The organism is Sphingobium sp. RSMS (assembly GCF_005406185.4).
Classification (GTDB): domain Bacteria; phylum Pseudomonadota; class Alphaproteobacteria; order Sphingomonadales; family Sphingomonadaceae; genus Sphingobium; species Sphingobium fuliginis.
On record NZ_CM191258.1, the window covers coordinates 75174 to 88267 of the forward strand.

Consider the following 13094-nt stretch of genomic DNA (forward strand, 5'->3'; position numbering starts at 1 on the left):
GTGGCGAAGAAGCGATAGAGTTTACGGGAAATATCGGAGAGTAGGATGACCACGACATGCACGGCGGAAGACTTGCGCCATATCAACCGCAGCGTCGATGATATTCGCGAAGAACTGGGCGTCGATCCGGTCTCGGTGCGGGCGATCAGCGATCCGGCCATTTACGAACTGGAGCGCGAGAAAATCTTCCGCAAGACCTGGCTGAAGGTCGCGACAAGTTGGGAACTGCCCCATGCCGGCGACTATAAGGTCAAGGAACTGCCGGTGGCGGACGCATCCGTGCTGATCGTGCGGGGCAAGGACGGGCGGATCAGGGCCTTCCACAATGTCTGCACCCATCGCGGGAACAAGGTCGTTCCGAGCAGCGGTTTCGAGACTTTCGGGCGGTCGCGCGCCAATGTCGTCACCTGCCGCTTCCATGGCTGGGTGTTTTCGACCGACGGGCCGCTGCGTTCCGTGCCGATGAAGGAGAAGTTCGGCAAGCTGGATACCGCCTGTCTTGGCCTGCGCGAAATCCATTGCGATAGCTGGGAAGGTTTCGTCTTCATCCATTTCGATGCGGAACCGGCGCAGACGTTGACCGAATATCTGGGTGACTTCGGCCGGTTGTTCGGCGGCTATCCCTATGCGGAATCGACCACCGCCTTCCGCTATTCGACGGTGCTGAACTGCAACTGGAAGGTCGCCCATTACGCCTTCAGCGAAGGCTATCATGTGCCGACCATCCATGCCGGGTCGCTGCCGGGCTTCAAGGGGGTGGAGCATGGCGATTTCAAGCTGATGGGGCCGCATGCCTCCTCCACCATCTATGGGGCGGGGATGGACACGGCGCCCTCGACGCTGGCCTTCGCGTCGATGCTGAGCACGACCGAGCGCCATCGCCCGCGGCCCGACCAGTTGCCGCTCGCGATCAACCCGGAGCGGCGGGCGGATTTCCAGTTCGAGCTGCCCAATCTCTTCCCCAATTTCATCATCCATCTGGCGTCGGGCTGCGGCTATCCGGGCATGTCCTTCTTCACGCATCAATTCTGGCCGCTCGACCATGGGCGGACGCTGTGGGAGGGGATCAACTATTTCCGGCCCGCCCAGAATGCGGCGGAACAGGTGGCGCAGCAGCATGTGAACGCGCTGCATCGGAATGCCTGGCTGGAGGATACCGCCACCATGGAGGACACTTTCGCCGGCATCATGTCCGGATCGATCGACGCGATGCAGTTGATGGATCAGGAATTCCTGATCCGCCACGCGGCGCGCACGCTCGACACCTATCTCGCGGCTTGAGGATTTTAGCATGACCGACCTGATACTCCCCGCGCCCTTTGCCGATCTGGCGCCGCTGGCCGCCCATTGGGCGCGGCCCAGCGAGAATGAGCGCAGCGAGATACGCTGGAGCGCCAGCGCCGCCGATTTCAGGGCGCTGTATGAGGCGATGATGCCGCGTCTGGACGCAATATTGCGGCTGTTGTCGGAGCATCCGGCCAGCGGCATGCCGGAGGATGTCCATAATCTCTTCCTACTGGCCTGCGCCTTTGCCGAGGCGTCGCCGCATCATGAGCTTTACGGGGGCAGCAGCGCCGTTCCCTTCAGCTTCGATGCGCGGCGCTTCGTGCGCATGGATGGCGATGCCGCGCTCTGAACGTTCCCACGGAAACTGAGCGGTCCCATAGCAACAAAGGGTAGTTCCAATGTCTGACGCGCGTTCGCATATCGAGGTTCATGACTATAGCGGCGGGATCGTCGGGCCGGGCATCGCGCCGGCCGGGACGGTTCGCGACGGCGGCACCATCCGCACCGGCACGCCGCCGGGCTGCTGGGGGCCGATGATCACGCCGAAATTCCAGGGCGGGCATGAAGTCACCCGTCCCGTGCTGGTTGAAGGGGCGGAGGTCGGGGACGCCATCGCCATCACGCTGAAGACCGTGCGGGTGACGTCGCTCGCCACCTCTTCGGGCGTGATGGAATTTGTCGAGGGGCGCTATGTGGGCGATCCCTTCGTCGCGAAGCTGTGCCCGAGCTGCGGCACGACCGCGCCGTCCAGCCATATCGAAGGCATTGGGGACGAGGCGGTGCGCTGCGACAATTGCGGGGCGGAGGTGAATGCGTTCCGCTTTTCCAACGGCTATGTCATCGTGCTTGACCGGGAAAACAATGTGGCGCTGACCGTGAGCAAGGATGTCGCGGAACGGATCGCCGGGGATGCGCGGAATATTGCGGCCATTCCGGACGGGGCGGGCCAGCATTCGATCCTGGCGCTGGCGCGGGCGGATATTGCGGGCCTGGCGAGCCGCATGCGGCCTTTCCTGGGCAATATCGGCACGGTGCCGTCCCGCGACCTGCCGGATTCGCATAATGCGGGGGATTTCGGGTCGTTCCTGATCGATGCGCCCCATGGCTACAGCTTCACGCAGGAGGAGTTGGACCGGCACAAGACCGATGGGCATATGGACACCAATTCGGTGCGGGAGGGCGCGATCCTCATCTGCCCGGTCAAGGTGCCCGGCGGCGGCGTCTATATGGGCGACATGCATGCGCAGCAGGGCAATGGCGAGATTGCCGGCCATGCCACCGACGTGTCGGGCGTGGTCGAGCTGGAAGTGAAGGTGATCAAGGGGCTGAAGCTGGACGGCCCGATCCTGTTGCAGCATCGCGACGATCTGCCCTTCCTGGCGCAGCCGATGAGCCGGGAGGAGCGCGCAGCGGTCGGGCGGCTGGCCGAGCGCCATGGGCAGAAGGTGATAGAGGACAATGCGCCGATCACCTTCATCGGTTCGGGGCCGACGCTGAACGACGCGACCAGGAACGGGCTGACCCGCGCCGCCGAAGTGACGGGATTGCCCTATGACGAGATCCTCAATCGCGCGACCATCGCCGGGTCGATCGAGATCAGCCGGTTGCCCGGCGTGGTGCGCGTCACCTTCCTCTGTCCGACGCCGATCCTAGAGCGCATGGGCGTGGCGGAGCTGGTCCGCCAGCAATATGGCGCGCAGGCGTGATCGCCATGAGCGGGGCGAAAATGCCGGGATCGGTCGTCATCGGCCGGGATGTGGTGGACCGCATGCTGCATCTGGAGACCGGCCGGACCGACGAGGCGCTGAACGCGCGGTTCGGCATCAGCTATAATAGCTGGCGCAAGATCATCGCGGGGCGGCCGGTCCGGTCGTCCATGGCCGCCCGGCTGGTGCGGCGCGTCGAGAGCATCGAGCCGGGTGTCTGATACCTTGCCGGTATGAAATCGAACCGAAACGGCATTTTCCCTTGCCGATCGGCCTTTCTATCTGTTCCGGACTGCAACGGAGAATTCATGGCGTCCTCCATCACCATCGATAGCGTCGAGGCCTTCATACTCGACGTGCCGACCATCCGGCCGCATGTGCTGTCGGTCGCGACGATGCGGTCGCAGGCGATGGTCATCGTCCGGCTGGTCTGTTCCGACGGGGTGGAGGGGATAGGCGAGGGAACGACCATCGGCGGCCTCAGCTACGGCGCGGAAAGTCCGGAGGGCATCAAGCTGGCCGTCGACACCTATTTCGCGCCGGTCCTGACCGGGGCGGACGCCACGCGCCCGGCCGCGATCATGGCCCGGCTGCGCAGGGAGATCGCCGCCAATCATTTCGCCAGGAACGCGGTGGAGACGGCGCTGCTCGATGCGCAGGGCAAGCGGCTGGGCGTGCCGGTCAGCGAATTGCTGGGCGGGCGGGTGCGCGACCGGTTGCCGGTGCTCTGGACGCTGGCCAGCGGCAATACGGCGCGCGACATAGAGGAGGCGGAGGCGATGCTGGCGTCGCGCCGCCACGACGCCTTCAAGCTCAAGATCGGGAAGCGCCCGCTGGAGGCCGATGTCGCGCATGTGGCGGCGATCAAGAAGGCGCTGGGCGACCGGGCCAGCGTGCGGGTCGACGTGAACCAGGCGTGGAGCGAGGTGACGGCCAAGCGCGGGTTGGCGATGCTGGCCGATGCGGGCGTCGACCTGGTGGAGCAGCCGATCAGGGCGAGCAGCCTTTCGGGCATGGCGCGGCTGACCGCGATGGGCCGCCTGGCAGTGATGGCGGACGAGGCGCTGTACGGGCCGGAGACGGGCTTTGCCTATGCCGCCGCCGGGGCCGCCGACGTGTTCGCGATCAAGATCGCCCAGGCCGGGGGGCTGACGGCCGCCAGGGGGCTGGCGGCCATTGCCGAAGCGGCGGGCGTGGCGCTCTATGGCGGCACCATGCTGGAGGGGGGCGTGGGGACGGTCGCATCGGCGCAGTTGTTCGCGACCTTCGCCGATCTCGCCTTCGGGACGGAGCTGTTCGGGCCGCTGCTGCTGACCGAGGAGGTGCTGGCGCAGCCGCTGGACTATTCCGACTACAGCCTTGCCGTGCCGGACGGGCCGGGCCTTGGCATCGCGCTGAACCCCGACGCGGTCGCCGCCTTCCGCCGAGACGCGCCCGCGCGCACCACCGTCCTTCTTTCCGGACAGGCGAAGGGATAGGCCGATGCTGTTTCACGTCACCATGGATGTCCATGTTCCGCACGGTTACGACCCGGTGCGCTTCGAGCAGTTGAAGGCCGCGGAAAAGGCGCGTTTCCAGCAGTTGCAGCGGGACGGGACATGGCGGCACATCTGGCGGGTGGTGGGCCGGTACAGCAATGTCAGCATCTTCGATGTGGAGGACAATGCGCAGCTCCACGACCTGCTGACCAGCCTGCCGCTCTATCCCTTCATGGAGGTGAAGGTGACGGCGCTGTGCCGCCATCCTTCGTCGCTCCATGACGACGATCGCTGATATTCAAACTTCCGGAGAGGTGAACATGACCGAAGATTTCGTGAACGGCGCAGCGGTCCAGGCCCTGCTCGACCGGGCCAGCGGCCTCGATGCCGAAGGCGGCGACAGGCGGCTGAAGGCCATCGTCCGCGAGCTGGCCGAAGCGGTGATGAGGACCATCGTCCGCCATGATGTGAGCGAAAGCGAATTCTGGGCCGCGATCCAGTATTTCCAGGAAGGCGCCGCCGAATTCGGCCTGATCGTGCCGGGCGTGGGGCTGGAGCATTTCATGGACCTGCTGATGGACGCCCGAGATGCCGAGACGGGCAGGACCGGGGGGACGCCGCGCACCATCGAAGGGCCGCTCTATGTCGCGGGCGCGCCGCTGGTGGAGGGGGACGTCAACCTGAGCGACGATCCCGACGATACCGGCACGCTGTACATGAGCGGCGTGATCAGGGGGCCCGGGGGGGAGCCTGTCGAGGGTGCGATCCTGCACGTCTGGCACGCCAATTCGCAGGGCTGGTATTCGCATTTCGACCCGACCGGCGAGCAGACGCCCTTCAACAACCGCCGCCGCATCCGGATCGGCAGCGACGGGCGCTACAGCTTCCATTCGAAGATGCCCAACGGCTATAGCGTGCCGCCCGGCGGGGCGACCGACCGGCTGATGCGAGCGCTGGGCCGCCATGGCAACCGCCCGGCCCATGTGCATTTCTTCGTCGAGGCGCCCGGCTATCGCACGCTGACGACGCAGATCAACTTCGGGGACGATCCGTTCGCGGCGGACGATTTCGCCTTCGCCACGCGGGAAGGCCTGCTGCCCGTGCCGAACCGGCAGGGCGATGCCGCCACCATCGTCTTCGATTTCGAGCTGCAGAAGGCCGGCGCTTCCACCGAGGAGGGTTTTTCGTTACGGGCCCGCGCAGCGGTTTGAGCAAGAGGCTTTTCCATGCAGAAGATTGTCGATAGTCCGAGGCGCGCGCTGGAAGGCCTGTTGTTCGACGGCATGACGATCATGTCGGGCGGATTCGGGCTTTCGGGCAATCCCGAAAGCCTGATCCCCGAGATCCGGGCATCGGGCGTGAAGGACCTCACCATCATCTCCAACAATGCGGGGGCCGACGGGTTCGGGCTGTGGATGCTGCTGGAGAGCCGCCAGGTGCGCAAGATGATCTCCTCCTATGTGGGGGAGAACAAGCTGTTCGAGAGCCAGTATCTTTCGGGAGAACTGGAGCTGGAGCTGAACCCCCAGGGCACGCTGGCCGAGCGCATCCGGGCGGGCGGCGCAGGCATCCCGGCCTTCTACACCAAGACGGGCGTGGGCACGATGGTGGCGGAGGGCAAGCCGGTCGAGACCTTCGAGGGGGAGGAATATGTGCGGGAGACCTGGCTGCGCGCCGACCTTTCCATCATCAAGGCGTGGCGCGCGGACCCCGCGGGCAACCTGATGTTCCGCAAGACGGCGCGCAACTTCAACCCGAACATGGCGACGGCTGGCAGGGTCACGGTGGCGGAGGTGGAGGAGATCGTGCCCGAGGGCGGTTTCGACCCCGACTGCATCCATACGCCCGGCATCTATGTCGACCGCATCGTGCTGAGCACCATCAACGAGAAGCGGATCGAGAAGCTGACGACGCGTCCGCGTGAGACCGGGGGGGCGCGTGAGACCGGGGGGGCGCGTGAGACCGGCGGGGCGCGTGAGACCGGCGGGGCGCGTGAAACCGGGGGCGCGCGCGAGACCGTGGGAGGGGCGGCCTGATGCCCTGGACCCGCGACGAGATGGCGGCCCGCGCCGCGAAGGAACTGCGCGACGGTTATTATGTGAACCTGGGCATCGGCATTCCGACGCTGGTGGCGAACCATGTGCCCCGGGGGGTGAACGTCACGCTGCAGAGCGAGAACGGCATGCTGGGCATCGGCCCCTTTCCCCATGAGGGGGAGGCGGACCCGGACCTGATCAACGCCGGCAAGCAGACGATCACCGCGCTGCCGACCAGCAGCTTCTTCTCCTCCGCGGACAGTTTCGCGATGATCCGGGGCGGGCATATCGACATGGCCGTGCTGGGCGCGATGGAGGTGGCGGCGAACGGCGACCTCGCCAACTGGGCCATCCCCGGCAAGATGGTGAAGGGCATGGGCGGCGCGATGGACCTGATCGCGGGCGTCAAGCGCGTGGTCGTGGTGATGGACCACAGATCGAAGGACGGCAGCCCGAAGATATTGGAGTGCTGCACCCTGCCGCTGACCGGCAGGGGCGTGGTCGACCTGATCGTCACCGATCTGGGCGTGATCGCGGTGGACCGCAGGGCAGGCGGGCTGAGGCTGGTCGAAACGGCGCCGGGCGTCACCGTGCAGGAGATCGCGGCGGGCACCGGCGCGCCGATCGACGTCGCCGGCGTGGCCGTCGCCGCATGAGCGAGGCCTTCCTCTGCGATGCGGTGCGCACCCCCATCGGCCGCTATGGCGGAAGCCTGGCGGGCGTCCGCGCCGACGATCTCGCCGCCATCCCGTTGCGCGCGCTGATCGGGCGGAGCGGCGTCGATCCCGCCGCCGTCGACGACGTGATCCTGGGCTGCGCCAACCAGGCGGGGGAGGACAACCGCAATGTCGCGCGCATGGCCGCGCTGCTCGCGGGGTTGCCCGACAGCGTCGGCGGATCGACGGTCAACCGGCTCTGCGCGTCCGGACTGGACGCCGTGGGCTCCGCCGCGCGGGCCATCCGCGCGGGCGACGCCGAACTGATGATCGCGGGCGGGGTGGAGAGCATGAGCCGCGCCCCCTTCGTCATGCCCAAGCCGGAGAGCGCCTATTCGCGCAGCAATGCGATCCATGACACCACCATCGGCTGGCGCTTCGTCAATCCCCGGATGAAGGCGCTCTACGGCGTCGATTCCATGCCTGAGACGGGCGAGAATGTGGCGGCCGATTTCGGCATATCGCGCGCCGATCAGGACGCCTTCGCCCTGCGCAGCCAGCAGGCGGCCGCCGCTGCGCAGGCATCGGGCTATTTCGCCGAGGAGATCGTGCCGGTCGTCGTCGCGGACCGCAAGGGTCGCGAAACCATGGTCGACGCGGACGAACATCCCCGCCCGGACACGACGATGGGGATGCTGGCGGCGCTGAAGCCGGTGGTGCGGCCGGACGGCACGGTGACGGCGGGCAATGCATCGGGAGTCAATGACGGCGCGGCGGCGATGATCGTCGCCAGCGAGGCGGCGGCGAAGACCCATGGACTGACGCCCCGCGCCCGCATCCTGGGCATGGCGAGCGCCGGCGTGCCGCCGCGCGTCATGGGCATCGGGCCGGTGCCGGCCACGCGGAAGCTGATCGCGCGGCTGGGCCTGTCCATCGACCGGTTCGACGCCGTCGAACTGAACGAGGCATTCGCCAGCCAGAGCCTGGCGGTGTTGCGCGGACTGGGCTTTGCCGACGACGACCCGCGCGTCAACGCCCATGGCGGGGCGATCGCCCTGGGCCATCCGCTGGGCATGTCGGGCGCGCGCATCGCGATGACGCTGGTGCATCGTCTGGAGCGGACGGGCGGCAGGCTGGGCCTAGCGACGCTGTGCATCGGCGTCGGCCAGGGGCTGGCGCTGGCGGTGGAGCGGGTCTGATGGAGAAGCGGTTCGTCACGACCGGCGACGGATGCCGCATCGCATGGCGGATGGACGGACCGGAGGATGCGCCCGTCCTGTTGCTGTCCAATTCGCTGGGCACCGGGCTGGAGATGTGGACGCCGCAGATGGCGGCATGGACGCGGGCCTTCCGCGTGCTGCGCTACGACCAGCGCGGCCATGGCGCGTCGGATGCGCCGGCGGGCGGCTATTCCATCGACCGGCTGGGGCGGGACGCGATCGAGCTGCTCGATGCGTTGCGGATCGACGCGGTGGATTTTTGCGGCCTGTCGCTGGGCGGGATGGTCGGGCAATGGCTGGGCATAAGGGAGCCGCGCAGGCTGCGGCGGCTGGTGCTGGCCAACACGTCGAGCTTCATGGGGCCGCCCGCCGCCTGGGACGCGCGGATCGCGCTGGTGCGCGAGCGGGGCATGGCGCCGTTGGCGGAGGCTTCGGTCGAGCGCTGGTTCACCGCGGCCTTCGCCGCGCGCGGCGGGGACGCCATCGCGCCTGTCGCCGCGATGCTGCAGGCGACCGATCCGCAGGGCTATGCCGGCTGCTGCGCGGCGATCCGCGACATGGACATGCGGCGGACGGTGACGCTGATCGAGGCGCCGACGCTCGTGATCGGGGGCACGAAGGACCCGGCCACCCCGCCGCCGCACAGCGAGGCGCTGGGCCGGTCGATAGCGGGGGCGCGGCTGACGATGCTGGAGGCGGCGCATCTCGCCAATGTCGAGCAGCCCCAGGCCTTTGCAGAGGCGGTGACGGCGTTTCTTGGCTGAGCCGAAGTCCGTCCTGCCTGGACGGCGTCCTGCTTCACCGAGGGGTCGGTCCTAACGACCGGTCAGGCGGCGGCGGTTCTTGCCCACGGCCTTGCGATAATGGGCGGTGGAAGCGTGCATGACGGAAAGCGGCGTCGCGCCGAGCGCGCCGGTCATCGCCTTCCACTGCAGCAGGGCGGCGGCTTCGATCTTCTCCGCCACCATCTTCTGCGCCTCCAGCGCCGCTGCCGGATTGCCGGCCAACAGCCGGGGCAGGCGAAGGCCGATCACCATCGCCGCCTCCAGGCCGAGGCTCCAATAGCCCAGCGCCACGCTCATCGGGTCCACCTGCTGCATGTCGATTGTCTCCATTGCCTTCCGGCGATGACGCCCGAGTCCTTAAAGTCGATCCCTGCGATAGCGCAATGGTGCGCGCTGTCACCCTTCTTCCGCCGGGCGGCGGCCGGTTCCTGATCCATGTAAGGCGGTTTTCGAGGAACCCGCCTCCGATCCCATGGGTTTTCCGGGCAAGCTTCGATGCGCGGGCATTGCGGCATCACAGGACGGGAGAGTGAAGCAATCGTGGCGACATCGTTCGAAGACAGGGTGGCGCGGGGCGCATGGGGCGCCGCCGAGGGCCGCGGTCCGGAATATCTGGCTCTCGCCTTTCGGGAGTTCTTCAGGAATCCGATGGCGGTCGGCTCCGCCTTTCCCGCTTCGCGCTATCTGGTCGAGCGCATGCTGTCCCCCATCGACTGGGGCCGGATGGATTGCGTGGTCGAATATGGGCCGGGCACGGGCATTTTCACCCGCGCCCTGCTGGACCGGCTGCCGGGCCATGCGCGGTTGCTGGCCATCGACACCAGCGCGGGCTTCATCGATCATCTGCGCGAGGCGACGCCCGACAGGCGGCTGATCGCCGTTACCGGTTCCGCCGATGCCGTGCGCGCCATCATGGCCGATCATGGGCTGGACGAGGCGGATTGCATCCTGTCGGGCCTGCCCTTTTCCACTCTGGCGCCGGACCGGGCGGAGCGGCTGATGGAGGCGAGCGCGCGGGCGCTGGCGCCGGATGGACGGTTCCTCGCCTATCAGATGCGGAAGGCCGTGCAGCCCCTGCTGGAGCGGCGGTTCGAGACGGTCCAGACGGGTTTCGAATGGCGCAATGTGCCGCCATGCCATCTTTACTGGGCGGCGCGTCCGTTCAGGGGATAATGGGCGGGACACCCGCCTGCGGGAGAGGGGGAATTCCGGCCCCCTCCCGCCATTTCGTCCTTTTGCGGCGGGGACTTCAGTTGCCGGTGGGGGCCAGGTCGGCGATCAGGTCCAGCACCTGGCGCGCATGGTCCTTCCGGCAGATGAGCAGGTCCGGTAGATAGACGTCCTCCCGGTTGTAGACGAGCGGCGATCCGTCGAGGCGGCTGCAATGGAGGCCATGGGCGAGGGCGACGGCGACCGGGGCGCAGCTGTCCCATTCATATTGGCCGCCCGAATGGAGATAGATGTCGGCCTGTCCCAGGATCACCGCCATCGCCTTTGCGCCCGCGCTGCCCATGGGGACGAGTTCGGCGTCCAGCCTTTCCGCGACGGCGACCGCTTCGGCGGCGGGGCGGGTGCGGCTGATCACCATGCGCAGCTTTTCCGGTGCGGGCGGAATGGGGCGGGGCTGGTCGGTGCGCAGCACGATGCCGCCGTCGAGGCCGGGCAGCGCCACCGCGCCCACCGTCGCCGCGCCGTCCACCGACAGGCCGACATGCACCGCCCAGTCGGCGCGTTCCTCCCCATATTCGCGCGTGCCGTCGACCGGATCGACGATCCAGACGCGCGACTTGCCGAGGCGGGAGCCGTCGCACTTCATCTCCTCCGACAGCAGGCCATCCTCCGGGCGCTGTTCGCGCAGGGCATGGACCAGGAACTGGTTGGCGGTCTGGTCGCCCGCCTTGCCCAGCGCCCCGGCGCTGAACAGGCCGCTGTCGCGCACCGTGAGCAGCAGGCGCCCCGCAATGTCGGCCAGATGGGCGGCGAGATCGGCGTCGGTCATGCTCATGGGATCAGCCTCGCGATGATGGCTTCGGCCGCTTCTTCGGCGGTCATGGCGGTGGTGTCGATCCGGATTTCCGGATCTTCGGGCGCTTCATAGGGGCTGTCGATGCCAGTGAAATTCTTGAGCTCGCCGGACCGCGCCTTGCGGTAGAGGCCCTTGACGTCGCGCGCCTCCGCATCGGCGAGGGGGGTGTCGATATGCACTTCGATGAACTCGCCCGGCTTCATCATCTGGCGCACCATCTCGCGTTCAGCGCGGAAGGGCGAGATGAAGGCGGTGATGACGATCAGGCCGGCGTCGGTCATGAGCTTCGCCACCTCGCCCACGCGGCGGATATTCTCCACCCGGTCGGCGTCGGTGAAGCCCAGATCCTTGTTCAGCCCATGGCGGACATTGTCGCCGTCGAGCAGGAAGGTGTGGCGGTTCATCCGCGCCAGCTTCTTTTCGACAAGGTTGGCGATGGTCGACTTGCCCGCCCCCGAAAGCCCGGTGAACCACAGCACGGCGGGCTTCTGGTTTTTGAGGCCCGCGTGGAATTCGCGGGTGACGTCGGTCGCCTGCCAATGGACGTTCTGCGCGCGGCGAAGCGAGAAGTGCAGCATGCCTGCCGCCACGGTGGCGTTGGTGATCTTGTCGATCAGGATGAAGCCGCCCAAGGTCCGGTTCGTCTCATAGGGTTCGAACACGATCTGGCGGTCGGTGGACAGGTTGGCGACGCCGATGGCGTTCAGCTCCAGCGTCTTGGCCGCCAGATGCTCCATCGTGTTGACGTTGACCTGATATTTGGGCTGCTGGATCGTGGCGGTGACGGTCTGCGTGCCGATCTTCAGCCAATAGGGGCGGCCGGGCAGCATTTCCTCATCCGCCATCCAGACGATGGTCGCCTCGAACTGGTCGGCGGCCTGGGGCGGGTTGTCGGACGCCGCGATCACGTCGCCGCGCGAGCAGTCGACCTCATCTGTGAAGCAGAGCGTGACGGACTGGCCGGCGACGGCTTCGTCAAGGTCGCTATCCAGCGTCACGATGCGGCTGACGGTGCTGGTCTTGCCCGACGGCAGGACGCGGATGGCGTCGCCCTTGCGTATCGTGCCGGTGGCGATCTGGCCGGAAAAGCCGCGGAAGTCGAGATTGGGGCGGTTGACCCACTGCACCGCCATGCGGAACGGCTTGAGCTGGTCGGAGACCTGATCGACCTCGACCGTTTCCAGATGCTCGATCAGCGCGGGCCCCTTGTACCAGGGGGTGTTTGCCGACGGGCCGGTGATATTGTCGCCCTTGAAGCCGGAAATGGGCATGGCCGTGAAGGCCTTGATGCCGATGCTATGGGCGAAATCGGTATAATCCTTGACGATGCCGTCATAGACCGCCTGGTCATAGTCGACCAGGTCCATCTTGTTGATGGCGAGGACGATGTTCCTGATGCCAATGAGGTGCGCCAGATAGCTGTGGCGGCGGGTCTGCGTCAGCACGCCCTTGCGCGCGTCGATCAGGATGACGGCAAGGTCGGCGGTGGACGCGCCCGTCACCATGTTGCGGGTGTACTGCTCATGGCCGGGCGTGTCGGCGACGATGAACTTGCGCTTTTCGGTGGCGAAGAAGCGATAGGCGACGTCGATGGTGATGCCCTGTTCCCGCTCTGCGGCGAGGCCGTCGACGAGGAGAGCGAAGTCGATCTCCTGCCCCTGGGTGCCGACGCGCTTGCTGTCCGCTTCGAGGGCGGCGAGCTGATCCTCGAAGATCATCTTGCTGTCGTAGAGCAGGCGGCCGATCAGCGTCGACTTGCCGTCGTCCACCGACCCGCAGGTGATGAAGCGCAGCATCGTCTTGTGCTGGTGCACCTCCAGATACTGGTCGATGTCCTCCGCGATGAGGGCGTCGGTCTTGTAGATGGGGTCGTCGAGCGTGTCGGTCATGTCATCTGTCC

The 13094-nt window shown here is 66.9% G+C and carries 15 protein-coding genes; 12 read left to right on the top strand and 3 right to left on the bottom strand.

Annotated features, from left to right (window positions below):
* Positions 1-45 precede the first annotated feature (45 nt).
* From EGM87_RS18535 to pcaD, 11 genes are all read left to right on the top strand, one after another.
* A complete protein-coding gene (locus EGM87_RS18535; protein WP_099186626.1) occupies positions 46-1281 on the top strand; it encodes an aromatic ring-hydroxylating oxygenase subunit alpha in 1236 nt (411 codons plus the stop codon).
* Between the two features lie 10 nt (positions 1282-1291).
* A complete protein-coding gene (locus EGM87_RS18540; RefSeq protein ID WP_103000778.1) occupies positions 1292-1636 on the top strand; it encodes a hypothetical protein in 345 nt (114 codons plus the stop codon).
* Positions 1637-1685: 49 nt separating this feature from the next.
* Positions 1686-2993 carry an acetamidase/formamidase family protein gene (locus tag EGM87_RS18545; RefSeq protein WP_099186628.1) on the top strand — a complete coding sequence of 436 codons (1308 nt, stop codon included), beginning with the start codon at positions 1686-1688 and terminating at the stop codon, positions 2991-2993.
* A 5-nt stretch (positions 2994-2998) separates the two neighbouring features.
* Entirely contained in the window at positions 2999-3214 is a 216-nt protein-coding gene (locus tag EGM87_RS18550; RefSeq protein ID WP_025548496.1) for a hypothetical protein, read from the top strand.
* 87 nt (positions 3215-3301) lie between these two features.
* On the top strand, positions 3302-4471 hold the full coding sequence (locus EGM87_RS18555; protein WP_253719194.1) for a muconate/chloromuconate family cycloisomerase: 1170 nt from the start codon (positions 3302-3304) through the stop codon (positions 4469-4471).
* A gap of 4 nt (positions 4472-4475) precedes the next feature.
* The gene (gene catC / locus EGM87_RS18560) at positions 4476-4766 is read left to right on the top strand and encodes a muconolactone Delta-isomerase (RefSeq protein WP_103000776.1); all 291 of its coding nucleotides are present in this window, start codon (positions 4476-4478) and stop codon (positions 4764-4766) included.
* 25 nt (positions 4767-4791) lie between these two features.
* The gene (locus EGM87_RS18565; RefSeq protein ID WP_103000790.1) at positions 4792-5682 is read left to right on the top strand and encodes a dioxygenase family protein; all 891 of its coding nucleotides are present in this window, start codon (positions 4792-4794) and stop codon (positions 5680-5682) included.
* Between the two features lie 15 nt (positions 5683-5697).
* Positions 5698-6507 carry a CoA transferase subunit A gene (locus EGM87_RS18570; protein WP_253719195.1) on the top strand — a complete coding sequence of 270 codons (810 nt, stop codon included), beginning with the start codon at positions 5698-5700 and terminating at the stop codon, positions 6505-6507.
* Positions 6507-7163: a 3-oxoacid CoA-transferase subunit B gene (locus EGM87_RS18575; RefSeq protein ID WP_137708676.1), complete on the top strand. Its 657-nt coding sequence runs from the start codon at positions 6507-6509 to the stop codon at positions 7161-7163. The genes EGM87_RS18570 and EGM87_RS18575 overlap by 1 nt, the downstream gene beginning before the upstream one ends.
* Positions 7160-8362 (top strand): 3-oxoadipyl-CoA thiolase, encoded by a 1203-nt coding sequence (gene pcaF, locus EGM87_RS18580; protein WP_137708675.1) that lies wholly within the window; start codon positions 7160-7162, stop codon positions 8360-8362. The genes EGM87_RS18575 and pcaF overlap by 4 nt, the downstream gene beginning before the upstream one ends.
* Positions 8362-9147 carry a 3-oxoadipate enol-lactonase gene (pcaD, locus tag EGM87_RS18585; RefSeq protein WP_171009923.1) on the top strand — a complete coding sequence of 262 codons (786 nt, stop codon included), beginning with the start codon at positions 8362-8364 and terminating at the stop codon, positions 9145-9147. The genes pcaF and pcaD overlap by 1 nt, the downstream gene beginning before the upstream one ends.
* Positions 9148-9198: 51 nt before the next feature.
* On the opposite strand, the gene EGM87_RS18590 is transcribed toward pcaD, so the two are convergent.
* Positions 9199-9483, bottom strand: a complete 285-nt coding sequence (locus EGM87_RS18590; RefSeq protein ID WP_137708674.1) for a hypothetical protein — start codon at positions 9481-9483, stop codon at positions 9199-9201.
* Between the two features lie 225 nt (positions 9484-9708).
* On the opposite strand from EGM87_RS18590, the gene EGM87_RS18595 reads away from it, so the two are divergent.
* A complete protein-coding gene (locus EGM87_RS18595) occupies positions 9709-10341 on the top strand; it encodes a class I SAM-dependent methyltransferase (RefSeq protein WP_244309861.1) in 633 nt (210 codons plus the stop codon).
* Positions 10342-10417: 76 nt separating this feature from the next.
* Here the strand turns inward: EGM87_RS18595 and EGM87_RS18600 are convergent, their stop codons facing one another.
* Together EGM87_RS18600 and cysN are read right to left on the bottom strand one after the other, a co-directional pair.
* Positions 10418-11167, bottom strand: a complete 750-nt coding sequence (locus EGM87_RS18600; RefSeq protein ID WP_099187055.1) for a 3'(2'),5'-bisphosphate nucleotidase CysQ — start codon at positions 11165-11167, stop codon at positions 10418-10420.
* Positions 11168-11169: 2 nt separating this feature from the next.
* Positions 11170-13083, bottom strand: a complete 1914-nt coding sequence (cysN, locus tag EGM87_RS18605) for a sulfate adenylyltransferase subunit CysN (protein WP_137708673.1) — start codon at positions 13081-13083, stop codon at positions 11170-11172.
* Positions 13084-13094 lie beyond the last annotated feature (11 nt).